Origin of the sequence: Ciceribacter thiooxidans, assembly GCF_014126615.1 — a bacterium.
GTDB classification, from domain to species: Bacteria; Pseudomonadota; Alphaproteobacteria; order Rhizobiales; family Rhizobiaceae; genus Allorhizobium; species Allorhizobium thiooxidans.
In genome coordinates, this window is the sequence record NZ_CP059896.1 from 2,106,787 (window position 1) to 2,133,027 (window position 26,241).

At 63.4% G+C, this 26,241-nt stretch carries 25 protein-coding genes, 1 tRNA gene and 2 pseudogenes; 10 read left to right on the plus strand and 18 right to left on the minus strand.

Annotated features, from left to right (window positions below; genetic code table 11):
* The first annotated feature begins 191 nt into the window (after window positions 1–191).
* Genes H4I97_RS10170 through H4I97_RS10185 form a run of 4 tightly spaced genes read left to right on the plus strand, consistent with a single transcriptional unit; the run spans window position 192 to window position 4,490 of the window.
* Window positions 192–1,748, plus strand: a complete 1,557-nt coding sequence (locus H4I97_RS10170) for an undecaprenyl-phosphate glucose phosphotransferase (protein WP_182304516.1) — start codon at window positions 192–194, stop codon at window positions 1,746–1,748.
* Window positions 1,745–2,983 carry an O-antigen ligase family protein gene (locus H4I97_RS10175; protein ID WP_182304517.1) on the plus strand — a complete coding sequence of 413 codons (1,239 nt, stop codon included), beginning with the start codon at window positions 1,745–1,747 and terminating at the stop codon, window positions 2,981–2,983. The genes H4I97_RS10170 and H4I97_RS10175 overlap by 4 nt, the downstream gene beginning before the upstream one ends.
* A complete protein-coding gene (locus H4I97_RS10180; RefSeq protein WP_244658616.1) occupies window positions 2,980–4,182 on the plus strand; it encodes a glycosyltransferase family 4 protein in 1,203 nt (400 codons plus the stop codon). The genes H4I97_RS10175 and H4I97_RS10180 overlap by 4 nt, the downstream gene beginning before the upstream one ends.
* Complete coding sequence (locus H4I97_RS10185) at window positions 4,179–4,490, plus strand: hypothetical protein (protein ID WP_244658617.1); 312 nt, start codon at window positions 4,179–4,181, stop codon at window positions 4,488–4,490. Before H4I97_RS10180 ends, H4I97_RS10185 begins: the two co-directional genes overlap by 4 nt.
* A gap of 149 nt (window positions 4,491–4,639) precedes the next feature.
* Here the strand turns inward: H4I97_RS10185 and H4I97_RS10190 are convergent.
* From H4I97_RS10190 to H4I97_RS10220, 7 genes and pseudogenes are all read right to left on the minus strand, one after another.
* Window positions 4,640–4,716, minus strand: a tRNA-Pro gene (locus tag H4I97_RS10190).
* A 94-nt stretch (window positions 4,717–4,810) separates the two neighbouring features.
* Window positions 4,811–5,344, minus strand: a complete 534-nt coding sequence (locus H4I97_RS10195) for a MerR family transcriptional regulator (RefSeq protein WP_182304519.1) — start codon at window positions 5,342–5,344, stop codon at window positions 4,811–4,813.
* A 135-nt stretch (window positions 5,345–5,479) separates the two neighbouring features.
* Window positions 5,480–5,818, minus strand: a complete 339-nt coding sequence (locus tag H4I97_RS10200) for an integration host factor subunit alpha (protein WP_129331273.1) — start codon at window positions 5,816–5,818, stop codon at window positions 5,480–5,482.
* 107 nt (window positions 5,819–5,925) lie between these two features.
* Window positions 5,926–6,896, minus strand: a pseudogene (locus tag H4I97_RS10205) (beta-ketoacyl-ACP synthase III).
* Window positions 6,897–6,914: 18 nt separating this feature from the next.
* The gene (gene plsX / locus H4I97_RS10210; protein ID WP_182304521.1) at window positions 6,915–7,961 is read right to left on the minus strand and encodes a phosphate acyltransferase PlsX; all 1,047 of its coding nucleotides are present in this window, start codon (window positions 7,959–7,961) and stop codon (window positions 6,915–6,917) included.
* Between the two features lie 109 nt (window positions 7,962–8,070).
* Complete coding sequence (locus H4I97_RS10215; RefSeq protein WP_182304522.1) at window positions 8,071–8,634, minus strand: YceD family protein; 564 nt, start codon at window positions 8,632–8,634, stop codon at window positions 8,071–8,073.
* Window positions 8,631–9,182: a ubiquinol-cytochrome C chaperone family protein gene (locus tag H4I97_RS10220; RefSeq protein WP_244658618.1), complete on the minus strand. Its 552-nt coding sequence runs from the start codon at window positions 9,180–9,182 to the stop codon at window positions 8,631–8,633. The genes H4I97_RS10215 and H4I97_RS10220 overlap by 4 nt, the downstream gene beginning before the upstream one ends.
* 252 nt (window positions 9,183–9,434) lie before the next feature.
* Between H4I97_RS10220 and H4I97_RS10225 the strand changes: the two genes are divergently transcribed.
* The gene (locus tag H4I97_RS10225) at window positions 9,435–9,929 is read left to right on the plus strand and encodes an outer membrane protein assembly factor BamE (RefSeq protein ID WP_182307604.1); all 495 of its coding nucleotides are present in this window, start codon (window positions 9,435–9,437) and stop codon (window positions 9,927–9,929) included.
* Window positions 9,930–10,043: 114 nt separating this feature from the next.
* Here the strand turns inward: H4I97_RS10225 and H4I97_RS10230 are convergent, their stop codons facing one another.
* From H4I97_RS10230 to ribH, 4 genes are all read right to left on the minus strand, one after another.
* Entirely contained in the window at window positions 10,044–12,182 is a 2,139-nt protein-coding gene (locus H4I97_RS10230) for a sodium-translocating pyrophosphatase (RefSeq protein WP_182304524.1), read from the minus strand.
* 179 nt (window positions 12,183–12,361) lie between these two features.
* Window positions 12,362–13,585 (minus strand): MFS transporter, encoded by a 1,224-nt coding sequence (locus H4I97_RS10235; protein ID WP_182304525.1) that lies wholly within the window; start codon window positions 13,583–13,585, stop codon window positions 12,362–12,364.
* 21 nt (window positions 13,586–13,606) lie between these two features.
* On the minus strand, window positions 13,607–14,092 hold the full coding sequence (nusB, locus tag H4I97_RS10240) for a transcription antitermination factor NusB (protein ID WP_182304526.1): 486 nt from the start codon (window positions 14,090–14,092) through the stop codon (window positions 13,607–13,609).
* A 3-nt stretch (window positions 14,093–14,095) separates the two neighbouring features.
* A complete protein-coding gene (ribH, locus tag H4I97_RS10245) occupies window positions 14,096–14,554 on the minus strand; it encodes a 6,7-dimethyl-8-ribityllumazine synthase (protein ID WP_182304527.1) in 459 nt (152 codons plus the stop codon).
* A 301-nt stretch (window positions 14,555–14,855) separates the two neighbouring features.
* Between ribH and H4I97_RS10250 the strand changes: the two genes are divergently transcribed.
* Window positions 14,856–15,197 (plus strand): hypothetical protein, encoded by a 342-nt coding sequence (locus tag H4I97_RS10250; RefSeq protein ID WP_182304528.1) that lies wholly within the window; start codon window positions 14,856–14,858, stop codon window positions 15,195–15,197.
* Between the two features lie 88 nt (window positions 15,198–15,285).
* Here H4I97_RS10250 and H4I97_RS10255 read toward each other — a convergent pair whose 3' ends face one another.
* From H4I97_RS10255 to H4I97_RS10285, 7 genes and pseudogenes are all read right to left on the minus strand, one after another.
* Window positions 15,286–15,921: a riboflavin synthase gene (locus tag H4I97_RS10255; RefSeq protein WP_182304529.1), complete on the minus strand. Its 636-nt coding sequence runs from the start codon at window positions 15,919–15,921 to the stop codon at window positions 15,286–15,288.
* A complete protein-coding gene (gene ribD, locus H4I97_RS10260) occupies window positions 15,921–17,006 on the minus strand; it encodes a bifunctional diaminohydroxyphosphoribosylaminopyrimidine deaminase/5-amino-6-(5-phosphoribosylamino)uracil reductase RibD (RefSeq protein WP_378143736.1) in 1,086 nt (361 codons plus the stop codon). The genes H4I97_RS10255 and ribD overlap by 1 nt, the downstream gene beginning before the upstream one ends.
* A 3-nt stretch (window positions 17,007–17,009) precedes the next feature.
* Complete coding sequence (gene nrdR, locus H4I97_RS10265; protein WP_182304530.1) at window positions 17,010–17,486, minus strand: transcriptional regulator NrdR; 477 nt, start codon at window positions 17,484–17,486, stop codon at window positions 17,010–17,012.
* 9 nt (window positions 17,487–17,495) lie between these two features.
* A pseudogene (glyA, locus tag H4I97_RS10270) lies at window positions 17,496–18,784 on the minus strand (serine hydroxymethyltransferase).
* 166 nt (window positions 18,785–18,950) lie between these two features.
* The gene (locus tag H4I97_RS10275; RefSeq protein ID WP_182304531.1) at window positions 18,951–20,288 is read right to left on the minus strand and encodes a L,D-transpeptidase family protein; all 1,338 of its coding nucleotides are present in this window, start codon (window positions 20,286–20,288) and stop codon (window positions 18,951–18,953) included.
* 312 nt (window positions 20,289–20,600) lie between these two features.
* Window positions 20,601–21,110: a transcriptional regulator LdtR gene (gene ldtR / locus H4I97_RS10280; RefSeq protein ID WP_182304532.1), complete on the minus strand. Its 510-nt coding sequence runs from the start codon at window positions 21,108–21,110 to the stop codon at window positions 20,601–20,603.
* A 131-nt stretch (window positions 21,111–21,241) separates the two neighbouring features.
* On the minus strand, window positions 21,242–21,679 hold the full coding sequence (locus H4I97_RS10285) for a DUF6163 family protein (protein WP_182304533.1): 438 nt from the start codon (window positions 21,677–21,679) through the stop codon (window positions 21,242–21,244).
* Window positions 21,680–21,884: 205 nt separating this feature from the next.
* Here H4I97_RS10285 and hemB point away from each other — a divergent pair, with 205 nt between their 5' ends.
* The 4 genes from hemB to H4I97_RS10305 all read left to right on the plus strand — a co-directional run bounded on the left by hemB (window position 21,885) and on the right by H4I97_RS10305 (window position 26,241).
* Window positions 21,885–22,898: a porphobilinogen synthase gene (hemB, locus tag H4I97_RS10290; protein WP_182304534.1), complete on the plus strand. Its 1,014-nt coding sequence runs from the start codon at window positions 21,885–21,887 to the stop codon at window positions 22,896–22,898.
* A gap of 79 nt (window positions 22,899–22,977) precedes the next feature.
* A complete protein-coding gene (locus H4I97_RS10295; protein ID WP_182304535.1) occupies window positions 22,978–23,436 on the plus strand; it encodes an RDD family protein in 459 nt (152 codons plus the stop codon).
* 180 nt (window positions 23,437–23,616) lie between these two features.
* Entirely contained in the window at window positions 23,617–25,446 is a 1,830-nt protein-coding gene (locus tag H4I97_RS10300) for an SLC13 family permease (protein WP_182304536.1), read from the plus strand.
* 27 nt (window positions 25,447–25,473) lie between these two features.
* Entirely contained in the window at window positions 25,474–26,241 is a 768-nt protein-coding gene (locus H4I97_RS10305) for an arginyltransferase (protein WP_182304537.1), read from the plus strand.

The following is a 26,241-nucleotide window of genomic DNA, read 5'->3' on the forward strand; positions in this document are numbered from 1 at the left end:
TTTTTATCTTGCTGTCTTTTCAGCCACGATGCGTCTCATGCTTCCTTGATCGGTGTCAAATTTCCCGGTTTCGGCGCAGCTGGACTGTCGTGAAGACGAGCAGTGTCGTATCAGAACGGGACAATGGACGCACCCTAAAGGATTTTTAGGACCTTCCTGCCAGAATGTGGCCGACGGGGCCCAAGGCGGCGATGAATCAGATGGAAAAGCATCAGCAATTCGACATCGATAGACTGCGCCGAAAGGTTACGCAGGGCAGCGGCGGTGACGCCACCAGTGCGCCGGAGGACAACGGCAGCATCAACGCGCTCGCAAGACAGGTCGCCAACCATCTGAGCGAGGAAAACTACTCGCCGGCGATCATCATCGGACAGATGAGGCTCTTCGAATTCCTCTGCCTCCTCGCGCTCGGCCTGGGTACGCTCTATTTCTTCTACGGTGCGCAGACGGCAAATCTCTGGGTCGATCTCTCCATCGTCGTTCTCGCTTCGGGCGCGACCGTCCTCATGATGCAGATGGCGGACTGCTACCACGTCCCGGCGCTGAGGGCGCCGCTGCGGTCCGTTCTGCGCATCTGGGGCTCGTTCTTGGTAGCGATGGTGGCCTCCGCCCTCGCCCTCTTCCTTGCGGGCGATCACGCCCTCTCCCTCCGCAACTGGCTGATCGCGTGGTTCGCACTCGGTAGCGCCGTCCTGCTGACGGAGCGGGTGCTCTTTGGCTTCCGCATCCGCCGATGGGCGCGCAACGGCGTCATGGAGCGCCGCGCGGTCATCGTCGGAGGTGGCCAGCCGGCGAAGGACCTGATCCGCGCCCTCGAGATGCAGCCGGACAACGACATACGCATCTGCGGCATCTTCGACGACCGCGGCACCGCCCGTTCGCCGACCGTCGTCGCCGGCTATCCGAAACTCGGAACCTTCGCCGAACTCGTCGAATTCGCGCGCCTCGCCCGCATCGACATGCTGATCATCGCCCTGCCGCTCAGCGCGGAAGAGCGCATCCTGCATCTTCTGCGCAAGCTCTGGGTGCTGCCCCTCGACATCCGCCTCGCCGCCCATTCGAACAGCCTGCGCTTCCGTCCGCGCGCCTATTCGCATGTCGGCGCAGTTCCGATGCTCGACATCATGGACAAGCCGATCCGCGACTGGGATTCCGTCGCCAAGCGGGTGTTCGACATCACCTTCAGCCTGCTCGCCCTCGCCGTCTTCTGGCCGGTTATGATCGCCACCGCCGTCGCCATCAAAGCCACGTCCAAGGGACCGGTTTTCTTCATCCAGGAGCGGCACGGCTTCAACAACGAGATCATCCGCGTCCTGAAGTTCCGCTCGATGTACACGGAAATGAGCGATCCGACGGCCCGGCAGGCGGTCACGAAGAACGACCCGCGCGTGACACCCGTCGGACGGTTCCTGCGCAAATCCTCGATCGATGAACTGCCGCAATTCTTCAACGTCCTGCAGGGCAGCCTGTCGCTCGTCGGACCGCGTCCGCACGCCGTACTCGCGCAAACCCGCGAGCGCAAATATTCCGAGATCGTCGAAGGCTACTTCGCCCGCCACCGCGTCAAGCCCGGCGTCACCGGCTGGGCGCAGATCAACGGACTGCGCGGCGAGGTCGATACCGACGAGAAGATCAAGCTGCGCACCGCCTACGATCTCTATTACATCGAGAACTGGTCGCTGTTCCTCGATCTCAAGATCCTGTTCCTCACGCCCTTCCGGCTGCTCAACACGGAAAACGCCTATTGAGCGCGAACCATGCCCTTGCCGGCCAGCGGCCGCCCTCGTCCGCGGCGATCGTATCGCTGATCGGTGCGGCAAGCCTCGCCGTCGGCGTCTTCCTGTCGGGCTTCGTCATCTCCGAGCCGGCACCCTATGAACTCTGGATGGTGGCGCAGATTGCGCTGTGGTTCCTCTTCGGCCTCAGGATTTCCCGCGGAACGGCGCCGCTGCTCGCGCTGCTCCTCGTCTTCAATGTCGGCGGCATCCTCTCGCTGACGGTCATGCAGGATCTCGGCGACGGGCCGATGTATCTTGCCGTATCGACCTTTCTCGCGCTCACCGCGGTCTTCTATGCGGCCGTCATCGAGGACGACGCACGGCGTCTCAAACTCATCTTCGATGCCTGGGTGGTCGCGGCGATCGTCACCTCCATGCTCGGCATCCTCGGTTATTTCCATGCCTTTCCTGGTGCCGAGGTGTTCACCCGCTACGACCGCGCCATGGGCGCCTTCCAGGACCCGAACGTCTTCGGCCCCTTCCTCATCGCTCCCTCGCTCTACCTGATCCACGGTCTTCTGACCGGGCGCCTGATCGATGCGCCCTTCAAGGTCGCGGGTCTGCTGGTGGTGGCGCTCGGCGTCTTCCTGTCCTTCTCGCGCGCCGCCTGGGCTCTCTTCCTGTTCTCCGCCGTCGCGCTCGTGTTCATCCTGTTGCTCAAGGAGCGCACCGGTGCCTTCCGGCTGAAGATCCTGTTGCTGACAATCGCTGCGGTCGTCGTGCTGGTGCTCGCGCTTGTGATCGCGTTGCAGGTCGAACAGGTCCGCGACCTCTTCCTCAGCCGCACCGGAATCCAGGAATATGACAGCGGCCATCTCGGCCGTTTCGAGCGCCATCGTCTCGGCTTCCTGATGTCGATGGAACGGCCGCTTGGCATCGGCCCGATGGTCTTCAGCACGATCTTTCCGGAAGACGAGCACAATATCTGGTTGAAGACGCTGACGAGCTACGGCTGGCTCGGCTTCGTCACCTTCATCCTTCTCATCCTCTGGACGCTCAGGATCGGTTTTCGCTTCCTCCTGCGCGATCGCCCCTGGCAACCGCATCTGATGATCGCCTGGATCACCATCATCGGCCATGCGGCAATCGGCAATGTCATCGATATCGACCACTGGCGCCACTTCTACCTGCTGCTCGGCATCGTCTGGGGATGCGGAGCGCTCGAGCGACGCCATCAGAAAAGCCTCGGAAGGCGAATGATTTGACTGCCGCGCCACAACAGCCGGAACGCCCTCTCTCCGTTCTCCAGGTGCTGGAGCCGAGCGGCGGTGGATCGGGCCGCCACTTCATCGACCTGTGCGGCGGGCTCGCGGCACAAGGTCATGCCGTGACCGCCGTCTACTCGCCGGTGCGGGCGGAGGCGCGCTTCGTCGAGGACCTCCTCTCCCGCAATCGTCACCGCGTCATCGCCCTGCCGATGCAGCGGGCCGTCGGGCCGTGGGACGCGGTTGCCTGGTGGCAGTTGCGAGAGATCATCAAGCGGGAAGGCCCCTTCGACATCATCCACGGCCACAGTTCCAAGGCCGGCGCGCTCACGCGCCTGCGGCTGCCGGGACGCCACACGCCCCGGGTCTATACTCCGCATGCTTTCCGTACCATGGACCCGACGCTCGGCGACAAGGGGCGGCTCGTCTACGGCGCGGTCGAACGCTTTCTCGGCCGTCATCTCAGTGAGCGCGTAATCTGCGTCTCCGACAGCGAATACGACCACGCGATCTCGCTCGGCATCCCGGCCGGGAAGCTGCGGGTCGTCGTCAACGGCGTGGCGCCGGTTCCGAGCGATCGTCGCGCAGAACTGCGTGCCGGCTGGGACATCCCGGACGAGGCCGTCGTCTTCGGCTTCGTCGGCCGCCTGCAGCCGCAAAAGGCGCCGGAACGGCTGGTCGCCGCCTTCGCCAGGACGGCGGCACAGATGCCGCAGGCACACCTGCTGATGATCGGCGCCGGGGAAATGGAGGCGGAACTCCGCCGGCAGATCGCCACGACGGGCGTCTCCGATCGCATCCGCCTCACCGCCGAACTTCCCGGAAACGAAGCGATCCAGGCCTTCGACGCACTCGTGATGCCGAGCCGCTACGAGGCGATGTCCTATGTCATGCTGGAGGCGGCGACCGCAGGCAAGCCGCTGATCCTCTCAGAGGTCGGCGGCGTTTCGACCGTGCTCGAGGACGGTGTCAACGGCATCCTCGTCGGCAATGACGACGACCCGACGGAACTCGCCGCAGCCATGGCATCGCTTGGCGACCCGGCCACGCGCACGCGGCTGACGGCCAACGCGGTGGCTCGCGCCGGCCGCTACGGGCTGGACGTCATGGTGAGCCAGACGCTGTCGGTCTATCGGGAACTCGTCCTGCGGCCGGCCGGTTTGATTTTGGAGAACGCAGGAGCATATACTGTATCATGATGATGAACACGATCTCGCCTGCACAGGTCCGCGCCGCAAGGGCGCTTCTCGGTATCAGCGTCGATGAACTGTCGGCGGAAAGCGGCGTCTCCGCTTTCGTCATCCTGCAATGCGAAACACCGGTCGCGGGAAAGGCCGTCGATGCTGGCGCGCTCACCGCGCTCCATGGTGCACTCCAGCGCCTCGGCGCCACGTTCCTCGCCGACGGAGACTGCACGATCGGCGGCGACGGGGTGCGCCTGACGAAACGGGAGCCCGGTGACGAAGGTATTCCGCCGGAGAGGCTCAACGCCACCAACGACGACTGACAACATCTGATTACGACCGGTATCGGGCGCGTCCGCCACAGCGCTGAAGGCCGCCGCGCGGTTGTGACATACGCTCGCCTGCGGCCCCGCCGGGCGGTGCAACATGTCTATCCGTTCGGATGATTGTACTGGGATATCAAGAATTTAAATGGTCGGGGCGACTGGACTTGAACCAGCGACCCCTTGACCCCCAGTCAAGTGCGCTACCGGGCTGCGCTACGCCCCGACCAGCTTCTTGCAAAGCACGTTCTCCATAATGGCTAGGTTACGGCTGTGCAAGGGAAAAAGTACGCGAGAGAAGATTTGCCGCCAAGAATGGCTCAACGCACCTGGTCGAGCAGGCGCTTGCATTCGAGGAGGTCGAAAAGCGCCTCCTGCAACAGCGCGCGGTCTTCCTTGCCGACCGAACCCTTGCCGTTGGTCACCTCCGGCGTGTCGTCGCCGTTGCCGCCGAAGCCGAAGAAACGGCCGGTGCTGCGTGCCTTCGGGCGGCCGACGATCTGGTCCTCTTCCGGCCCGGCAAGACGCGGTTCTTCCTGCTTGCCGCTGCTTGCAGCCACCAACGCCTCCATCGCCGCGACGTCGCCACTCGCGACCGCCATGACGAACTTGTTGCCGTTGGTCTTCAGAAGCTTCTGCACGCCCTTGATGGTGTAGCCCTGATCATAGAGCAAATGGCGGATACCCTTGAGGAGCTCGATGTCGTCGGGCCGGTAATAGCGTCGCCCGCCTCCCCGCTTCATCGGCTTGATCTGCGGAAAGCGCGTCTCCCAGAAACGCAGCACGTGCTGCGGCAGATCGAGGTCGTCGGCGACCTCGCTGATGGTGCGAAACGCATCCGGGCTCTTGTCCAAGGCTCAGCTCCCGTCCTTTACGCGGCTCGTGCGGAGCACCGCTCCGAACCATGATTCGGAGCATTTCAACGATTTATCCAGAAGAATTCAAGTATCCGGAGAGCCAAGAGGCCCCGCGGTCCACCGCAATCGCTCTCAGGAGGCCGGGTTTTGCGGCTTCTGCTTGGCCTTGCGTGAAAGATGCGCCCGCAGGATGCGCTGTTTCAGCACGTTCGATGCCTTGAAGGTCATCACGCGACGCGGCGAGATCGGCACTTCCTCGCCGGTCTTCGGATTGCGGCCGATACGCTCGTTCTTGCTGCGCACCTGGAAGGTGGCGAACGACGACAGCTTCACGGTTTCGCCGCGAACGATGGCATTGCAGACTTCGTCGATGATCGTCTCGACGAGTTCAGCCGATTCCGTGCGGGACAGGCCCACCTTACGGAAAACCGACTCTGCCAAATCCGCTCGGGTAACTGTCTTCCCAGCCATGTGATCCGCCCGCCTGAAACAGTCATCTTCTCAAATCGCGATGACAGTATTGCCGAAGAGCTTGACGGTCAAGCTCTTGTTCGACATTCGATTTTTGGTCGCCGCTGTTACCAGCGGACGAGCACGGCGCCCCAGGTGAAGCCGCCGCCCATCGCCTCCAGCAGGACGAGATCACCCTTCTTGATGCGACCGTCGCCGGCAGCGGTCGCCAGAGCGAGCGGAATGGAGGCGGCCGAGGTGTTGCCGTGCAGGTCGACGGTGACGATGACCTTCTCGATCGGGATGCCGAGCTTCTTGGCCGAAGCGTCGATGATGCGCCGGTTGGCCTGGTGTGGCACCATCCAGTCGATGTCGTCGGCGGTTGCTCCGCCTGCCTCGAACGCCGCTTCGATGACGTCGGTGATCATGCCGACGGCGTGCTTGAAGACCTCGCGGCCTTCCATGCGCAGATGGCCGACCGTACCCGTGGTCGACGGTCCGCCGTCGACATAGAGCTTTTCCTTGTGGACGCCGTCGGAGCGCAGCTGCGCGGTCAGCACGCCACGGTCGGCATTGGTGCCGCTGCCCTCTTCCGCTTCGAGCACCAGCGCGCCCGCGCCGTCACCGAAGAGAACGCAGGTGGTGCGATCCTTCCAGTCGAGGATACGCGAGAAGGTCTCCGCGCCAATGACGAGCACGCGCTTGGCCATGCCACCGCGGATGTAGAGATCGGCGGTCGCCATCGCATAGACGAAGCCGCTGCAGACCGCCTGCATATCGAAGGCAAAGCCGTGATGGATGCCGAGACGGTTCTGGATGTCGACCGCGGTTGCCGGGAAGGTATTGTCCGGCGTGGAGGTCGCACAGATGATGAGGTCGATACTGTCGGCGGACATGCCGGCATTCTCGAGCGCGGCGCGCGCCGCATCTGCCCCGAGGGAGGCAGTCGTCTCCCCCTCGCCTGCGACATAACGCTGGCGAATGCCCGTGCGCTGCACGATCCACTCGTCAGAGGTTTCGACAATGTCTTCCAACTCGCGGTTGGTCATCACCCGTTTCGGGAGCGCTGCCCGAAACCGCGAACGACAGAACGGATCATGCTTTCAAACTCCACCGATCATGCTGCTTCGGGCCCTGCACTGGAGGAGTGCCGTGCATGATACTCTTTCAAGTCGTTTTCAATCTTTTGTGTGAGGCCGTTGCGGGCCATGTCATAGCCGACGTCGATCGCGGCCGCAAAGCCCTCCGCATCGGTGCCGCCATGGCTCTTGATCACAATCCCGTTAAGGCCGAGGAAGACCGCGCCGTTGACCTTGCGCGGGTCCATCTTCTCGCGCAGGCGGTCGAAGGCTTCCTTGGCGAGGAGATAGCCGAGCCGCGCGAGCAGGGTGCGCGACATTGCGGCACGCAGGTATTCTGCGATCTGCCGTGCGGTACCCTCGGCGGTCTTCAGCGCGACGTTGCCGGTGAAGCCCTCCGTCACCACGACGTCGACCGTCCCGCGGCCGAGGTCGTCGCCCTCGACGAAGCCGTAATAGTTGATCGTGTCGAGACCGGCCTCGCGGATCAGGCGGCCGGCTTCCTTGACCTCTTCCTGCCCCTTGACCTCCTCGACGCCGACGTTCAGCAGGCCGACCATCGGGCGCTCGATCTCGAAGAGGGCGCGGGCCATCGCACCGCCCATGACGGCGAAGTCGAGAAGCTGCTGCGCATCGGCCCCGATGGTGGCACCGACGTCGAGCACGATGCTCTCGCCCTTCAGGGTCGGCCAGATGCCGGCGAGTGCCGGACGTTCGATGTTCGCCATGGTGCGAAGACAGAAGAGCGACATGGCCATCAGAGCGCCGGTATTGCCGGCGGAGACTGCGACATCGGCTTCCTTCGCCTTTACCGCCTCGATCGCCTTCCACATGGAAGACTTGTAGCGGCCGCGGCGAAGCGCCTGGCTCGGCTTCTCGTCCATGGCGACGGCGATCTCACAGTGATGGAAGACCGATTTTTCTCTCAGCTGCGGATACTGCGCGAGGATCGGCGCGCACTTTTCCTGCTGGCCAAACATCACAAAGCTGACGCCCGGATGACGTTCCAGCGCCTTGGCGGCGCCGGGAATGACAACCTCAGGGCCGAAGTCGCCTCCCATCAAATCAAGGGATATTCTGATCACTCTCGTCTGATCCTTCCTTTCGCTGCCCGGCGAAATTTCGGCCAAAATACCGTTTTTGCGGTCCCGCACAACCGATTTGTGGCGCCCGTTTCTGTTTGCGAACCGCGAATTAGTCCTTCTTCCAGTCCTTCAGGACAGCAAACGGCGACGGCTTGCGGTCGCTCTCGCCGCTGTCCTCGACATGGCCGTCGAAGGCGGCGCCGGACTTGCGCGGATAAGGATCGATCGCCAGTGCGGCGAATTCCGCGACCAGCGCGCCTGCATCGATCGTATCGCCGGTGAAGGTTTCCGGCACGTCCGGACCTTCCGGATCGAGAATCATCTCACCGGCTTCGTTGGTGAGTATCCGCGCGAGGCGTGATCCTTCCGGCACGAATATCTGGTCGAGTTCCTGATCGATCTGCGAAATCACCGGCTCGAGCGTGACCACACAAGCCTGCACCAGTTCGGCCCTGACCCGGCCCTTGATGCGGATGCCGTCCTTCTTCCAGCGGGCAATCTGCAGATCGGCACCGAGGCTCTCGACCGCTTCCACGTTCCAGAGCGCGGCCAGCGCACGGCGCTCGCGCTCATCTGCCTCGACATGAACCTGGACGGGATTCGCCGAAACGTGGCCGACCTTCACCAGATAGGAAAAGGCCGCGTCGCCGGCATGCTTGTGGTGTGAACTCATTGCAGTCGAGGCCCTCCGGGAACGGCCAATGTGACGGATCCGGTCTCGACGCTCTCTTCCGGGATATCGCGCAGGTGCGCTTCCTCCTCGATCATCCAGCGGGCCAGTCCATGCATGTCGGGGGCGTCCTCGCCCCTTTCGGGATATATATTGCGCGTGAGCGCCTGCGCCAACAGTTCGCCATCACCTTTGTCGAGCGCGGCGCCATAGGATTCGGCGCGACCGTAGAAGCGGCCGGCGAGCTTCTTCATCCGTTTCGGCACGCCGGGGTCACCGACACCGAGTTCGCGGATCGAATGATCGACGTCCTGGAAGAAGGCGTCGATGATCTCCTGGGCGAGTTCCTGGCCGCTGCGCGCGGACTTTGCCGTGCGCCGAAAGAACAGAATCAGCACGATCGACAGCATCTCGAGACGGCCCATGACCGTGTCGGGAACCGACAGGTCACTATATAAGTACGGTGTACGCGCCGCCGCCGTGAGCGCCGCATATTGCCGTTCCATGATCTGCCGGTTGTGCTTTTTCTGCCGGAAAAATCCGAATAGCATCGATTCTGCCAAAAAGGGCCGCGGGAACATCCGCGCCGGCCCATGGTCGTGTTGCATGATTGCGAAAGCTGGTTTACCGAAGCAGACGCGAATTGCAATGCCGTTTTGCGCCGCCTGCCACGCATCCCATGCGTCGGACGAGCCGAAGCGAGGAGCTTCGTTGTGCCGCCGGTCTTCCCCGGAAAGGCCACAATGATAGAGCAACAGGTTCGCGGGCGCCCCGGCGCTCCAACGGAAAAGTCATTGGGAGACGTGTGGTTGGAAATGCGATACATCAGATCGGACAGGCGATTTCTTGGCGCCGCCCTCGCCCTCGCCCTCGCAGCGGGTGGTCTCTCCGGCTGCAAGACCTCCGAAGTCTTCCACAACGGCTACATCGTTGACGAGGCCGCACTCGACCTCGTTCCCGAAGGTTCGAGCCGCGAGCAGGTCCTCCTCTCGCTCGGCACGCCTTCGACGACCGCCACCTTCGATGGGGAGGTCTTCTACTACATTTCGCAAACACGCACCCGTTCGGCCGCCTTCATGAAGCCGAAGCTGGTCGATCAGCAGGTGCTCGCAATCTACTTCGACAAGGACGGCGTCGTCGCCCGGCGTGCCAACTACACGCTGAAGGACGGCAAGGTGTTCGACACCATCTCCCGCACGACGCCGACGGGCGGCAAGGACCTCACCTTCCTGCAGCAGATCCTTTCGGGCGGCGGCGGTGCGGCGAACTCCGTCAAGAACCTGTTCAACAATCTCTGATCCGACTGGTGCCGGCGCCCGAAGGGGTGCCGGCCGAATGTCCGGAACGGCAAAAAAAGCAAACCCGCGGAAATCGCTTTCCGCGGGTTCTTTCTTGTCTCTTGCTTGGTCGCCTCAGGCGGCGAGCATCGCCAGCAACAGCAGCGCGACGATGTTGGTGATCTTGATCGCCGGATTGACGGCGGGGCCTGCGGTATCCTTGTAGGGATCGCCGACGGTATCGCCGGTCACGGAAGCCTTGTGAGCGTCCGAACCCTTCAGGTGCTTGACTCCATCCTTGTCGATGAAGCCGTCCTCAAAGCTCTTCTTGGCATTGTCCCATGCACCACCGCCGGAAGTCATGGAAATCGCGACGAAGAGCCCGTTGACGATCACGCCGAGCAGCGAGGCGCCGAGTGCGGCGAAGGCCGAGGCCTTGGAGCCGGAGATCAGCAGAACGCCGAAATAGACGACGAGCGGTGCCAGAACCGGCAGCAGCGATGGCACGATCATTTCGCGGATCGCCGCCTTGGTCAGCAAGTCGACGGCGCGGCCGTAATCCGGCTTCACCGTACCCTGCATGATGCCGGCATTCTCGCGGAACTGGCGGCGAACCTCCTCGACGATCGAGCCGGCCGCGCGGCCGACGGCGGTCATGGCGATACCGCCGAAGAGATACGGGATGAGGCCGCCGAAGATCAGGCCGGCGACGACATAGGGGTTCGACAGGCTGAACGAGATGTCACCGATGCCCGCGAAATACGGATAACGGTCGCTGTTGGTCGCAAAGAACTGCAGGTCGTTCGAATAGGCGGCGAAAAGCACCAGCGCGCCGAGGCCGGCCGAACCGATCGCATAGCCCTTGGTCACCGCCTTGGTCGTGTTGCCGACGGCATCGAGCGCGTCGGTGGACTTGCGGACTTCGGACGGCAGGCCCGCCATTTCCGCGATACCGCCGGCGTTGTCGGTGACCGGGCCGAAGGCGTCGAGCGCGACGATCATGCCGGCGAGGCCGAGCATGGTCGTCACCGCGATGGCGGTTCCGAACAGGCCGGCGAGCTGGTAGGTCGCGACGATGCCGCCGACGATGACGATCGCCGGCAACGCCGTCGATTCGAGCGATACGGCCAAGCCCTGGATGACGTTGGTGCCGTGGCCGGTGACGGAGGCCTGGGCGATCGAGTTCACCGGACGCTTGTTCGTGCCGGTATAGTATTCGGTAATCACCACGATGAGGGCCGTGACGACGAGACCGAGAATGCCGCAGAAGAAGAGATTCCATCCGGTAACGTCGGCACCTGCGACCGTACCGATCGTACCCCAGCCGATGGTGAACGACGTCGCCGCGCCGAGCCCGAGGAGCGAGAGGAGCCCGGTGACGATCAGTCCCTTGTAGAGCGCACCCATGATCGAGCCGTTGGCTCCGAGCTTGACGAAGAAGGTGCCGATGATCGAGGTGATGATGCAGGCGCCGCAGATCGCGAGCGGATAGATCATCGCTGTTTCGAGCGCCGGAGTCCCGGCGAAGAAGATCGCCGCGAGCACCATGGTCGCGACGACGGAGACAGCGTAGGTCTCGAAGAGGTCGGCCGCCATGCCGGCGCAGTCGCCGACATTGTCGCCGACGTTGTCGGCGATCGTCGCCGGATTGCGCGGGTCATCCTCGGGAATGCCGGCTTCCACCTTGCCGACGAGGTCGCCGCCGACGTCCGCACCCTTGGTGAAGATGCCGCCGCCGAGACGGGCGAAGATGGAAATAAGCGAGGCCCCGAAACCGAGAGCGACCAGCGAGTCGATGACTTCGCGAGAACCCGGTTCATGGCCGAGCACCGCCGTCAGGACGTAGAAGTAGATGGAGACGCCGAGAAGCGCGAGGCCGGCAACCAGCATGCCGGTGATCGCACCAGACTTGAAGGCGATGTCGAGGCCTGCCGAAAGGCTACCCGATGCAGCCTGCGCGGTGCGGACATTGGCGCGCACCGACACGTGCATGCCGATGAAGCCCGCCGCGCCCGAGAGGACCGCCCCGATGAGGAAGCCGACGGCAGCGGTTCCCGAGAGCAGCAGCCATGTGCCGACGAACACCACGGCCCCCACCGCGGCGATCGTCATGTACTGCCGCGCGAGATAGGCCTGCGCGCCCTCACGGATGAAGCCCGCGATTTCCTGCATACGCGTATTGCCCTGATCGGCGGCAAGCACCGAACGGGTCGCCCAGATCGCGTAGGCGATCGAGAGCAATCCGCATAGAATAACGCCTACAAGTACTGTCATTCGCAATACCTCCAATTTCGCCCGGACGCACTGTCGCGCCGGGCGGTCCCTTCGCCGGACTCAAGCCCCTCCTCAGAAGCTGATCGGCCCGGACGCGAGATTGCGTGGAGGATCGAATGGCGTCAAGAGCCGCATTTTGCGGTCGACGCGATGGAAACAGACGAAATGTCGCGGTTTTTTCAGGCCCTTGCGCGGGCAGCACGCATCTGGAGCAGCACCAGAACCAGGCAGATGATGGTGACCGGCCAGATGACGAGGTTCATGAAGGACCAGCCATAGGCGGTGAAGACCTTGCCCGACGAAAACGAAGAGAGCGCCACCAGCCCGAACAGGATGATGTCGTGGAAACCCTGAACCTTGTCGGCTTCCTGCGGGCGGTAGCTGGATGCGACGATCGCAGTCGCGCCGATGAAGCCGAAGTTCCAGCCGATGCCGAGCAGCACCAACGCGCCCCAGAAGTTCCAGAGTTCCACGCCCATATGGGCGACAACGGCGCAGACCATCAGGATCAGGAGCCCGGCAATGACCACCTTCTCGGTGCCGAAACGCGAGATCAGCACGCCTGTGAAGAAGCTCGGCGCAAACATCGCGATGACGTGCCACTGGATGCCGAGGGTGGCGAGATCGGAGGAAAAGCCGCAACCGACCACCATGGCGAGCGGTGCGCCCGTCATCATGAAGGTCATCAGTGCATACGAGCTGACGCCGCAGATCATGCCGGTGATGAAGCGCTGTGTCATCACGATCTCGCGCAGCGGGCGGGCCGGCTCGGTGTCGGCACCGGCACGACCGTTCATAGCCGGCAGATTGAGGAAGGAGAGCACGACGATCGCCGCCAGCATCAGCGGCACCATTGCCGTGAAGGCGCCGGCGAAGGTGACCGGGGCGAAGTAGTCCTTCATCCAGATTGCAAGCTGCGGGCCGACAATCGCCGAAACGATGCCGCCCGCGAGAATCCAGGAAATCGCCTTGCCCTTGTAGAAGGTCGGCGAGGCATCGGCCGCGGCGAAGCGGATCTTCTGGGTGAAGCCGCCGGAAAGCCCGATCAGCATCAGACCAAAGGCGAAGAGCCAGAATTCGGCGCGGAATAGCGCGAGAGTGGCGACGGTGCCACCGACCGCCCCCATAAGCGCCCCGAACATGAAGCTCGTCCTGCGCCCGAGGAAACGCGAAGCCAGCGCCACCACGATGGCGCCGATGGCGACGCCGATATTGAAACCGGTGAGCGGAGCCGTTGCGAGCGACTTGTCGGCTCCGAGGAGCTGGAAGCCGGCGAGGCCCCCGACGGAGAAGCTCAACGGTGCGGCCGAGCCGAGAATCGACTGGGCGGCTGTGAGGATGAAGACGTTGCGCTTGGCTAAACTAACCTGCGCTTCCAGCCCGCCTGCTTCGACCGCGCTCATTCTGGCTCCTGATGCCTGTTCTTACTTTCCGGAAGGTCCGCGAACCTGCTTGGCGATACGGTCGAGGACCGCATTGACGAGCTTCGGCTCCTCCCCTTCGAAGAAGGCCCGTGCGATCTCCACGTATTCGGTGGCGATCACGGCGACGGGAACGTCCTTGCGCTCCAGAAGCTCGAAGGTACCGGCGCGCAGAATGGCGCGGACGGTGCTGTCGATCCGCGACAGCAACCAGTCGTCCTGCAGGGCGTTGCCGATCAGCGGGTCAATCTTGGTCTGGTCGCGCACGACGCCGGAGACGATCGAGCGGAACCACGAAGGATCGGCCTTCACATAGGTTTCGCCGTCGATTTCCTGTCCCAGCCGATGTGCTTCATATTCTGCGACAACTTCAAGTACGCCGGTGCCGCCGATATCCATCTGGTAAAGCGCCTGCACGGCCGCGAGGCGGGCAGCGCCCCGCTGGTTTGCGACCTTGATCGTCGGCTGCTGCTTTTCGTCCTTGCCCATCGGTCAGCCACCCAGTTTCTGCTTGAGCGTGATCATCGTCAGCGCGGCGCGAGCGGCAAAGCCGCCCTTGTCCAGATCCGAGCGACGGGCACGCGCCCAGGCCTGTGCCTCGTTCTCGACTGTCAGGATGCCATTGCCGATCGGCAAGGATTCCGAAACGGCCAGGTCCATCAACGCGCGGGAGGATTCATTGGACACTATGTCGAAATGGTAGGTTTCACCCCGGATGACCATGCCGAGTGCGACGAAACCGTCATACTCAGTACCGCCGGCATCGGCACCGTCGAGCGCCATGGCGATCGCTGCGGGAATCTCCAGCGCGCCGGGAACGGTTACGATGTCATAGGTCGCGCCCGCGCCGTCAAGCGCCGTCTTGGCTCCGTCGAGCAGCGCATCCGACATATCGTCGTAGAAACGGGCTTCTACGATCAGAAGATGGGGAGCCGATTGCGTCTGTGGCATGGGTATGATCCTGGAAACGGGAAAAATCGGGCTCGGCCCGAACAGACCGCGGTCAAACCATGCCGGCCCGCCATTGGCAAGTGTTTTTAGATCGGCCTTTCGCAAATGCCGGACAGCGCCGCAGGCACAGCTTGCGGGCGACGCCTGCAAAGAGGCGATTTGATGGCATCGCTCATTACGACTGTTTAATCGAATTCAACGGGTTAGTGATTGGAACTTGATCGGGAAGCGGCTCATATCTCTGTCCGTAAGCGCCACGGAAATCCTCCCGTTCCGCTGACTTCATCAAAGGAGAAGAGTCATGAACCGCTTTACCAAGATTGCCTCCACCAGCCTGTTTGTCGCGCTTTCCGCCGCCGGCTACAGCCATGCGGCGACGCCGCGTACCGTCGATGAGGCCCTGCGCTCGACGGCAAACCCCGCGTTCAACGTTGTCGAATTGTCGTCGCTCGGCCATCGCAGCCCGATCCTCGCGGAATACAAGGACCTGAGCCCAGCCTCGATGTCCGCCCGCGGCCTGCATGCTGCAATCGAGTCGAACCGCGGCCTCGACCGGCAACTGACCGCCGAGAACGTCGAGGTCGGCAACATCGTCGGCGCCGAACGGGCCGCCGATGGCAGCTTCGTCTTCTATCTCCGCTGACTAGCTCTTACGGCGATATCCACGGCGCCTCGCGGGTCTTCCCGCGGGGCGTCCGCATGTTCCGGCCTGTCACGCAGAAACACCGGCGTCAGCCGGCGGAAACGGAGCCGGTCGTCCGGTCGGGGAATTCGGCAAGCCGCGCCGCATAACGCGCCATGGTGTCGACCTCGAAGTTCACCTTGTCGCCCGCCTTGCGTTCGCCCCAGGTGGTGACCTCCAGCGTGTGACGGATCAGCAGGATGTCGAAGTCGGTGCCGTCCACCGCATTGACGGTGAGCGAGGTGCCGTCGAGCGCCACCGAACCTTTCGGCGCGACGAAACGGGCAAGATGCTCCGGCACCCGCAGGCGGATGCGAACGGCATCGCCTTCCGATGCCACGGAGAGAATCTCGGCGGTACCGTCGACATGACCCGAGACGATATGGCCGCCGAGCTCGTCGCCGATCTTCAGCGCCCGCTCGAGATTGACGCGGGTTCCCTTCGTCCAGCTGCCGATGGTGGTGAGCCGCAGCGCCTCTTCCCAGGCTTCGACCTCGTACCAGCGGGCGTTGCTGCCCTGCTCCGGCAGGCCCGTCACCGTGAGGCAGGTGCCGGCATGGGCGATCGACGCCCCCATGTCGATGGTCGCCGGGTCGTAGCTGGTGGCGATCCGCAGCCGGACGCCCTCCTTCAGGGGCGTGACGGACTCGACCGTGCCAATATCGGTGACGATGCCGGTGAACATCAGATCCCTCTCTCGTAATCGTCGAAGCGGTCGGCGTCGAAAACGGCCGTCCGCACGTGCTTGAAACCTTCCGGTATATGGTCGGTGTCGACCGGTGCGACAATACCGTCCGAACCGATCGCGCCCGGTCCATGGAACAACAGGATGCGATCGACCAGCCCCGCATCGAGGAAAGCCCTCGCGGTCTTCGCCCCGCCCTCGACGAGGACGGAGGAAATGCCGCGCGAGACCAACCCGAAGAGCAGGCCTTCCAGATCGCTCGCTTCTACCACCTCGACGCCTTCGGCCTCCAGCGCGGCGCGGCGGCCTTGCAGGCTTTCGGCAGAGCCTTCGCCGGCGACTGCGATCACGGGAACCTTTCGCGCGGAGCGCACGAGCTTCGAGGTGAGCGGCAGGTCGAGGTTGCGATCGAGGACGACGCGAACAGGTGAATAGAGTTCAAGACCCGGCAATCGGACGGTGAGTTCCGGGTCGTCGGCGAGAGCCGTGCCGATGCCGACGAGAATGGAGTCAGTCGCGGCCCGCAGGAGATGCACCTGTTCACGCGACTGATGTCCGGTAATGGCAATCTGGCCCTCGCCTCTCCTGCCGATCATGCCATCGGACGATATAGCAAGCTTCAGAATCACTTGCGGACGTTTCTTGATTTGGCGTGTGAGATAGGCGGCAAGCGCCCGGCGCCCCTCCTCCTCGAGAACGCCGGTGACGACCTCGATGCCCGCATCCTCGAGGATCTTCACGCCGCGTCCGGAGACGCGCGGGTCGGGATCGAGGACTGAAATCACCACGCGGGCGACACCGGCGCCAACGATCGCATTGGCGCAGGGTGGTGTCCGGCCGTAGTGCGAACAGGGTTCGAGGGTCACATAAGCGGTCGCGCCCCTCGCCTTCTCGCCGGCCTCGGCCAGCGCCTGCGGTTCCGCATGGGGACGTCCGCCTTCCGCGGTAACGCCGCGGCCGACGATTTCACCGTCCTTGACGATCAGGCAGCCGACGGAGGGATTGGTGGAGGTGCGTCCCAGATGCGTGAGCGCGAGACGCAGTGCCGCTTCCATGAACCGCCGGTCGTCGGAAGCGGCGTCCAAGATTCACTCCAGCCCGTGGTCGCGGGAGATCTTGGCGTTGATTTCGGCGATGACGTGCTCGAAATCCTCGGCGTGCGAGAAATCCCGGTAGACCGAGGCATAGCGGACGAAACCGACGTCATCGAGGCTCTTCAGCGCTTCGAGCACCTGCAGGCCGATCGCCTCCGACGAGATTTCCGTCTCGCCGGAGCTTTCGAGCCGCCGGACGATGCCGGAGACCGCCCTTTCGATCCGGTCGCGGTCGACCGGCCGCTTGCGCAGCGCGATCTCGAAGGAGCGAACCAGCTTGTCGCGGTCGAACGGCACCTTGCGGCCGGTCTTCTTGACCACCGTCAGTTCACGCAGTTGCACCCGCTCGAAGGTGGTGAAACGACCGCCGCAATCCGGGCAGATGCGGCGCCGACGGATGGACGTGTTGTCCTCCGCCGGCCGCGAGTCCTTGACCTGAGTCTCGTCCGATCCGCAGAAAGGGCAGCGCATCCGCTCTCCTTACATGTACGGGTACATCGGGAAGCGGCCGGTGAGAGCCACGACCTTCTCGCGGACGGAAGCCTCCACGCCGGCATTGCCCTCGTCGGAATTGGCGACCTTAAGGCCGTCCAGAACCTCGATGATCATGTTGCCGATCTCGCGGAACTCGGCTTCCTTGAAGCCGCGGGTGGTGCCTGCCGGCGTGCCGAGGCGAACGCCCGAGGTGACGAAGGGCTTTTCCGGGTCGAAGGGGATACCGTTCTTGTTGCAGGTGACGTAAGCGCGACCGAGAGCGGCTTCCGCACGCTTGCCGGTGGCGTTCTTCTTCCGGAGGTCGACCAGCATCAAGTGGTTGTCGGTGCCGCCCGAAACGATGTCGACGCCGCCGGCCATCAGCGTGTCGGCCAGAGCCTTGGCGTTCTTGACGATCTGCGCCGCATAGTCCTTGAACTCGGGCTTCAGCGCTTCGCCGAAAGCGACCGCCTTGGCGGCGATGACGTGCATCAGCGGGCCGCCCTGCAGGCCCGGGAAGACGGCCGAGTTGATCTTCTTGGCGATATCCTCGTCATTGGTGAGCACCATGCCGCCGCGGGGACCACGCAGCGACTTGTGGGTCGTGGTGGTCGCGACGTGGCAGTGCGGGAACGGCGACGGATGCTGGCCACCGGCGACGAGACCGGCGATGTGGGCCATGTCGACCATCAGGTATGCGCCCACTTCGTCGGCGATCTCGCGGAAGCGCTTCCAGTCCCAGATGCGGGAATAGGCGGTACCGCCGGCGATGATCAGCTTCGGCTTGTGCTTGCGGGCCTTTTCGGCGACGTCGTCCATGTCGAGCAGGTTGTCGCCTTCACGGACGCCGTAGGAAACGACGTTGAACCATTTGCCGGACATATTGACCGGCGAGCCGTGAGTCAGGTGCCCCCGGAATTGAGGTCGAGACCCATGAAGGTGTCGCCCGGCTGCAGGAGCGCCAGGAACACCGCCTGGTTCATCTGCGAACCGGAATTCGGCTGAACGTTGGCGAAGTTGACGCCGAAGAGTTTCTTGGCGCGCTCGATCGCCAGTTCCTCGGCGATGTCGACATACTGGCAGCCGCCGTAGTAGCGCTTGCCCGGATAACCCTCGGCGTACTTGTTGGTCATGATCGAACCCTGCGCCTCGAGCACGGCGCGCGAGACGATGTTCTCGGAGGCGATCAGCTCGATCTCATGGCGCTGGCGACCCAGTTCCTTCTCGATCGCGCCGAAGATTTCGGGATCGACCTCGGCGAGCGGGCGGGAGAAGAAGGCATCGGTGTTCGACATAATAGAAGGCTCCTGAACGGGTTGATGCCAAGGGGTCTTAGCCTCCCGCAGGACCGAGGGCAATACGGCTTACGACATTTGAGCATCAAAGAGCGATAACGCTCCGCCCGGACGAAAAAAGCCGCGCTCCGGAGAGGCGCGGCTTTGAAGAAGAGTGCAAACGCCCTTACTGCTGCGGCACGAGGTCGTCGTCGACGGAGATCGAGCCGGCGGCCTGTTCGACGCCGATATTGGTGTCGAGCGCAAGCTGAACGTTGCCGTCGAGCTGGTAGATGTCGTCGCGGAACTGGACGACGTTGTCCTTTGCCGACCAGGCGGTCAGGTACACCCAGTGGACGCCGACGTCATCGCTGACCGGGATCGGGGTGTTGACGCGCGACGCGATGACCTGCTCGATCTGCTGGCGGCTCCAGCCAGGCGTGTACTTCAGTACCCAAACGATGAGGTCGCGGACGTTCTGGACGCGCACGCAGCCCGAGGACTCGAAGCGCATGAGCTTGTTGAAGAGCCCTTGCGTCGGCGTGTCGTGCATGTAGACGGCTTCCGGGCTCGGGAAGTTGATCTTGGTCGCGGACATCGCGTTGATCTTGCCCGGATCCTGACGGAACATCAGGTTCGGCGCCTTGGGCGCGAACCAGTCGATCGTTTCCGGAGAAACTTCGTTACCCTTGCCGTCGATCAGCCGGATGTTGTTGCGCGCCAAATAGGTCGGATCCTTCTGCATCAGCGGCACGATGTCCTTCTCGACGATCGAGCGCGGGGCCGTCCAGTACGGATTGAGGATGATGTCGGAGACCTTGGAGCTCACCAGCGGCGACGGGCGGCTAATCCGGCCGACGATTGCGGTATTGCGAAGCGCCACGCGGTCGTTCTCGACGGCCTCGACATAGGCGGCCGGAATGTTGACCATGATGTAGCGCGCTTCGAGCTGCTTGCTGACGACATCCTGCAGGCGCTGCAGGTTGACGTTGAGCTGCATCAGGCGGGTATCGGCCGGAACGTTGAGCGCCTTGAGCGAGAATTCGCCGAGCACGCCGTCGTCCGGCAGGCCGTGCCGGGCCTGGAAGCGCTTGACCGCGCCGTCGACATAGGTGTCGAATGAGTTGGAAAGCCCGGCCGAGCGCGGCAGGTCTCCGGAGATCATCAGGCGCTGACGCAGTACCTGCACCGACGGATCGCTGACGCCGAGCTTCAGCTTTACGCCGGGATTGACCTGCGGCCAGCCGCCATTGGCGACGATGGCCTGGTAGTTGGCGATCGCCTGCTGCACATGCATGACGTTGCTGGGGCTCAGGACCGGCGTATTCGAAACGACGTTGGCGTTTGCGCGCGAAACCTGCGCATCGAACTGGTCGTCCCAGTTCCCGCGGCGCGGCGCATTGATGACGTCTTCGATCGCCGTCTGCGCTGCCGCCTGTCCGGCGACCACGGCAGCACCGGCAACGGCGGCACCACGCAGCAGAGCACGACGCGACATCGCAAGATTTGCAGGCTTCTTCGACATATTTTCTACCATTTTCCCAAAAGGACAGACAGCCAGGCTATACACAGGCATGGTTAACAAACGCGCACGCGTCTCGCCGGCACATCCGGAAACGGCCGTCCTGCCAGGAGGGCCACGCGGCGTTTTCTCATCCCCGGCGCTCCCATATCAATATGGCCAATTCGTGTCACCGGTGGCCACTCACGAATGCGTGTCGTTCCGTGTCACCCAAACGCACGCAGGCGCCGTGGCGGGCAGATTGCCGCGCCAGGCGCCTCGTCGTGCGGCTGCATGACTGGAGGAAAATGCAGTACCTCGAAGTGCCCCGGTGGATCAGAGGCGGTAGAGGATCTGGTCGTTCCAGAAGCGGTCGAGGCGCTGCAGGAGCTTGTTCATATGGGTGAACTCGTCCGAACCGATGCCGCCGACCTTCTGGATCGAGCCGATATGGCGCTCGTAGAGGCGGGCGACGGTCTCGGCGACTTCCTGGCCCTTGTCGGTCAAGCTGATGCGGACCGAGCGGCGGTCGATGCGCGAACGCTGGTGATTGATGAAGCCGAGGTCGACCAGCTTCTTGACGTTGTACGACACGTTCGAGCCGAGATAGTAGCCCCGCGAGCGCAGCTCGCCGGCGGTCAGCTCCGAATTGCCGATGTTGAAGAGAAGGAGAGCCTGGACGGCGTTGACGTCCGAGCGACCCTGACGGTCGAACTCGTCCTTGATGACGTCCAGAAGGCGGCGATGCAGCCGCTCGACCAGGTGGAGCGATTCCAGATAGAGCGAGCGGATTGCATCGTCATGCGGTTCATGTGTTGCCGGCTGCGGCTTCAGTTTCGTGTTCATGTCGATCTGCCTCACTGTTTGTCTGGCGGCTTTTGGTTTTCTTCCCGCCTTGTGAGAGACACTATCGAATGCGCCTAAAATTCTATTTAAAATGCAGGCTTAACAGGAGCTTACCAAAACCGGACCGTCGATCAGGGTAAATCAACCCTTATCTCCCGGGCCTTGCGGCGCTGTTCCAGCCAGAGCGCGGCGCGAAACGCGAGGTAGACGACGACCACCGCCGAGTGCATGGGAACGACGAGGCTGTCGCCGCCGTAGATGTTGCTCCATACACCGTACATCAGGACCTGGCCGCCGGCGGCGAAGACCCAGATGACCGGCCCCCAGGAGACGGCGAGCCAGAGCCCGAGGGCCGCCACGGGAAAGACGACCGCGAGGCTGCTGGCGGCGACTTTCCACGGCAGGTTCAGGAGATCGAAGCGGGCGCTGCCGCCGAACGAATAGCCGACGAGCATCGCCCAATACTGGAGGCCGAACCACAGGCAGGAGACCGCGACCAACCGGAGGAAGGTCACGAACAATGTCTCCGTCAGGCTGCGCTTCGGCACATGTGGCGAATCAGCTTCCATTGGCAAAACATAGGCGGACGCCCGAGCCGCCGCCAGCGACTTGCGGTGAAAAGGCGGGGACGAACGGCCTTCGCCCACAGGCCATGAGCAGAAGAACCGGCGAACCCGAGGCATGCCGGCTCACTGCGACGACGTTTGCTTTTGCACGGCTCCGGTCTCGTGCTATGCAGCCGGCGGTTTGAGCCACCAAGCGAGGACGAGCGCCATGACGCAGGACAAAACCCACCTTGTCGACGAGATCACTGGTCACCGGCGGATGCGACGCAACCGCAAGGCCGACTGGACGCGGCGACTGGTACTCGAGAACCGGCTGACCGTCGATGACCTGATCTGGCCGATCTTCATCATCCCCGGCACAGGCATCGTCGAACCGATCGCCGCAATGCCTGGCGTCAACCGCATGTCGGTCGACAAGGCCGTGGAAGCGGCGAAGGCGGCTGCCGATCTCGGTATCCCGGCGCTCGCGACCTTCCCCAACGTCGAGATGGAACTGCGGGACCAGACCGGATCGCAGATCCTCGAAGCCAACAATCTCATCAATCGCACGACCGCGGCGATCAAGAAGGCGGTTCCGAATATCGGCGTCATCACCGATGTCGCCCTCGACCCCTTCACCAGCCACGGCCACGACGGCATCCTGCGCGACGGTGAGATCGTCAACGACGAGACGGTCGACCAGATCGTCCGCGCGGCTGTGCTGCAGGCGGATGCCGGCTCCGACATCGTCGCCCCCTCCGACATGATGGACGGCCGCATCGGAGCGATCCGCCGCGGTCTCGACGCCGCCGGCCACCAGTCGGTCGGCATCATGTCCTACGCGACGAAATTCGCCTCCTGCTATTACGGCCCCTATCGCGAGGCGATCTCGACGGGCGGCCTGCTGAAGGGTGACAAGAAGAGCTACTATATCGATCCGGCGAACGGCACCGAAGCGATGCGCGACGCAGCCCTCGACGTCGAGGAAGGCGCCGACATGCTGATGGTGAAGCCGGGCCTGCCCTATCTCGACGTCTGCTGGCGGATGAAGGAAGCCTTCGGCCTGCCGGTCTTCGCATACCAGGTCTCCGGCGAATACGCGCAGATCAAGGCAGCCGCAATGAACGGCTGGCTCGACGAAGAGAAGGCGATGATGGAAACGCTGCTCTGCTTCAAGCGGGCCGGCTGCGACGGCATCCTCACCTACTTCGCGATGGATGTCGCAAGAAAGCTTGCAAAATAAAGGCGATGCCCTGTCGGGGCGGATTGCCAACGTCCGCCCGGCACCCCATATGCGTCTTCAAGCGAAAGGAGCGCATGTCATGACCTACAATCCCAATCCGCTCTATGCGGCCCCCGACGACTGGCGGGCCTATAGCGGGGTTCTGTCGCGGCGTGTGTTCGCCTTCATCATCGATTACCTGATCATCGCGCTCCTGTGGATTCCGGCGGCCGTGCTCGTCTTCTTCGTCGGCATCCTGACGCTCGGCCTCGGCTTCCTGCTCTATCCGATCCTGTTTTTCATCGTCGCCGGCCTCTATTTCGGCATCTCGCTTGCCGGTCCGTTCCAGGCGACGCCCGGCATGCGCGCTATGGGGATCGCCATGGTCCGGCTCGACGGACGCAAGATCGACTTCGTCACGGCGATCGCGCATCTTGCGCTTTTCTGGATCCTCAACTCCGTTCTGACGCCGCTGATCCTGCTTGCCGGCCTCTTCACCGAGCGCTCGCGTCTCGTCCACGATTTCCTCGTCGGCACCGCCACCATCCGCACGGCCTGAGACGGGCTGCGAGAACGGGGCGGCGCACAGCGCATCCGCCCCGCGCCGTGCCCGTGCAAGAATATTCCCTGGACCTCGCGACATTTGAAACGCTAGGACTGTTCCGCTTGCCCTTGGATCGACATAAAGGGCCGTGCCCGGACCGCCCGATCCGGCCGGCCCCTGCAGCGGAACCATCGAATGCCGGATTTCCATCTCGTCGCCACCGTCGTCGTCATCCTTGCCACCATCATCGCCTTCGCAAGCGACCGTTATTCGGTCGAGGCGGTTTCGCTCGGATCGCTCGCGACGCTTCTCGCGATCTTCGGCGCCTTTCCGATGCGCACCCCGGACGGAAGCATCCTCGGGGCGGATGCGCTGCTTGCAGGCTTCGGCAATCCGGCGCTTGCGACGATCATCGCTCTGCTCATCGTCGGCCAGGGCCTCTTCGCGACGGACGCCCTGGAGCGCCCTGCCCGCGTTCTCGGCAATCTCGGCGCCAACCGGCCATGGCTCACCATCGCCATCATCCTCGGCGTGACCGGCACGACCAGCGCCTTTCTCAACAACACACCGGTGGTGGTGATCTTCATTCCGATCCTCACGGTGGTGGCGGCGCAGCAGCGGGTGCCGAACTACAAGATCTTCATGCCGCTCTCCTTCATCACGATTCTCGGCGGGATGACGACGATCATCGGCTCGTCGACTAACATGATCGCGGCCGGACTTGCGGCACAGCAGGGCCTGCAGATCGACTTCTTCGACCTGACCGGTATGGGCGTGCTGCTCGCGGCCGTCGGCGGTGTCTACGTGCTCGTGCTGATGCCCCGCCTTCTCAAGGACCGTGTGTCGGCAGCGACGCGCGAGAATCAGGTCACCGGCATGCAGTTCGTCGGCGAAATCCTCCTGACGGCAGGCCACCGCTATATCGGCATGACCTCCAAGGCCGGCTTCTTTCCCGAGATCCGCGATCTGACGCCGCGTCTGCTCCTGCGCCGTGACGTGCCGATTCGCCCGCCCTTCGAGAACATCACCCTGATGCCGGGCGACACTCTGATCGTGACGGGAACGCGCAAGGCCTTCATGGACGCGATCGCCAAAGGCGAGAAGGGAACGGCCGGGCTCGAAGGCGAGGACGGCTACAGCAGCAATATCGACGTCGTGCCGCCCGGCGCCCATTACCACATCATCGAGGCCGTGATCGCGCCCGGGTCACGCTATGAAGGCCGCACCATCCAGCTCTCGGGGCTTCAGGCCCAGTTCGACGTCGCGGTCTTCGGCGTGCAGCGCAAGAGCCGCATGGCCCGCACTGCGCTTTCCGAGATCCGGCTGGAAGCAGGCGACACGCTGCTGATCGGCGGCACGATGGACGCCCTCGCCGCGATGCGAGGCAACCACGACATTCTCCTGCTCGAGCACTCTGCCGAATCCGTGCCGCAGAAGCGCAAGGCGAGGATCGCCGCAGCAATCTTCGCCGGTATCGTGCTCCTCTCGGCCTTCGACATCTCGCCGATCGTCGTCAACGCGATCGTCGGCGCCGGCCTCATGATCGCGCTCGGCTGCCTGACGCTCAACCAGGCGAGCCGCGCCTTCGACAAGCAGATCTACCTGATGATCGGAACGGCCATCGCGCTCGCGACCGCTCTCGAGCACACCGGCGGCGCCTCGCTGATCGCCCGACAGACGATCGCGGTGATGGACGGCGCACCGCCTGCGATCGTGCTTTCGGTGCTCTTCCTGCTGATGGCGGTGCTGACCAACATTCTTTCCAACAACGCCGTCGCCGCTCTCTTCATGCCGATCGCGATCGACGTCGCCCGTCGCGTCGGCGCACCGCCCGAGGCCTTTGTCGCCGCCGTGATCTACGCCGCCAACTGCTCCTTCGCCACGCCGGTCGGCTACCAGACCAACCTGCTCGTGATGGGCCCCGGCCACTATCGCTTCGCCGATTTCGTGAAGGCGGGTACCCCGTTGGTCATCATCATATGGTTGACGTTTTCCATTCTTGCGCCATGGTATTATGGATTATAGCCGCGAGAGGATCGGGCCCCGGCCGCGATGAACACCCAGACCACCCCTTCCCCACAGTTCTACCTGACGGCGCCGGCGCCGTGTCCATACCTGTCGGGTGAAAAGGAACGGAAGGTCTTCACCCACCTCGTCGGCCCGCGGGCGACCGAGATGAACGATCTGCTGACGCAGGGCGGTTTCCGCCGATCCCAGAACATCGCCTACCGGCCGGCCTGCGAATCCTGCCGCGCCTGTGTCTCCGTGCGTATCCTCGCGAAGGAATTCACACCCGGCCGGTCCTTCCGGCGGGTACTGGCCGCCAACCGGGACATCGTCGCGACCGCCCTCCCGGCGCAGCCCTCCTCGGAGCAATTCAGTCTCTTCCGGCGCTACCTCGATCATCGTCACCAGAGCGGCGGCATGTCCGACATGACGGCGCTCGACTACGCGATCATGGTCGAGGACACGCATGTTCAGACCAGGGTCATCGAGTACCGGGTGCGCGCGCCGGGCGACGGACTCAAGGGGCAGCCCAAAGGCGAATTGGTCGCCGTGGCCTTGAGTGACCTCATGAGCGACGGGCTGTCGATGGTCTATTCCTTCTTCAACCCTTCCTTGGAGAAGCGTTCCCTCGGCACGCTGATGGTCCTCGACCACGTGAACCGGGCGAAGGCACTCGGACTGCCGCACGTCTATCTCGGTTACTGGGTCAACGGCTCCGACAAGATGGGCTACAAGATCCGCTTCCAGCCGCAGGAGCACCTCCTGAGCCAGGGCTGGCAGCGCTACACTCCCTCCGAAAGCGCCCGGGACTGA

Bases quoted from the DNA above. Each gene is read 5' to 3' on its own strand.
- H4I97_RS10255 (WP_182304529.1), bottom strand. From the start codon at position 15,921: ATGTTCACCGGCATCGTCACCGATATTGGCACGGTCGAGTCCGTCACG.
- ldtR (WP_182304532.1), bottom strand. From the start codon at position 21,110: ATGAACACGAAACTGAAGCCGCAGCCGGCAACACATGAACCGCATGAC.
- H4I97_RS10285 (WP_182304533.1), bottom strand. From the start codon at position 21,679: ATGGAAGCTGATTCGCCACATGTGCCGAAGCGCAGCCTGACGGAGACA.
- hemB (WP_182304534.1), top strand. From the start codon at position 21,885: ATGACGCAGGACAAAACCCACCTTGTCGACGAGATCACTGGTCACCGG.
- H4I97_RS10300 (WP_182304536.1), top strand. From the start codon at position 23,617: ATGCCGGATTTCCATCTCGTCGCCACCGTCGTCGTCATCCTTGCCACC.
- H4I97_RS10230 (WP_182304524.1), bottom strand. From the start codon at position 12,182: ATGACAGTACTTGTAGGCGTTATTCTATGCGGATTGCTCTCGATCGCC.
- H4I97_RS10235 (WP_182304525.1), bottom strand. From the start codon at position 13,585: ATGAGCGCGGTCGAAGCAGGCGGGCTGGAAGCGCAGGTTAGTTTAGCC.
- H4I97_RS10295 (WP_182304535.1), top strand. From the start codon at position 22,978: ATGACCTACAATCCCAATCCGCTCTATGCGGCCCCCGACGACTGGCGG.
- H4I97_RS10275 (WP_182304531.1), bottom strand. From the start codon at position 20,288: ATGTCGAAGAAGCCTGCAAATCTTGCGATGTCGCGTCGTGCTCTGCTG.
- nrdR (WP_182304530.1), bottom strand. From the start codon at position 17,486: ATGCGCTGCCCTTTCTGCGGATCGGACGAGACTCAGGTCAAGGACTCG.
- H4I97_RS10200 (WP_129331273.1), bottom strand. From the start codon at position 5,818: ATGGCTGGGAAGACAGTTACCCGAGCGGATTTGGCAGAGTCGGTTTTC.
- H4I97_RS10170 (WP_182304516.1), top strand. From the start codon at position 192: ATGAATCAGATGGAAAAGCATCAGCAATTCGACATCGATAGACTGCGC.
- H4I97_RS10250 (WP_182304528.1), top strand. From the start codon at position 14,856: ATGAACCGCTTTACCAAGATTGCCTCCACCAGCCTGTTTGTCGCGCTT.
- nusB (WP_182304526.1), bottom strand. From the start codon at position 14,092: ATGGGCAAGGACGAAAAGCAGCAGCCGACGATCAAGGTCGCAAACCAG.
- ribH (WP_182304527.1), bottom strand. From the start codon at position 14,554: ATGCCACAGACGCAATCGGCTCCCCATCTTCTGATCGTAGAAGCCCGT.
- H4I97_RS10305 (WP_182304537.1), top strand. From the start codon at position 25,474: ATGAACACCCAGACCACCCCTTCCCCACAGTTCTACCTGACGGCGCCG.
- H4I97_RS10220 (WP_244658618.1), bottom strand. From the start codon at position 9,182: ATGCTATTCGGATTTTTCCGGCAGAAAAAGCACAACCGGCAGATCATG.
- H4I97_RS10215 (WP_182304522.1), bottom strand. From the start codon at position 8,634: ATGAGTTCACACCACAAGCATGCCGGCGACGCGGCCTTTTCCTATCTG.
- H4I97_RS10185 (WP_244658617.1), top strand. From the start codon at position 4,179: ATGATGATGAACACGATCTCGCCTGCACAGGTCCGCGCCGCAAGGGCG.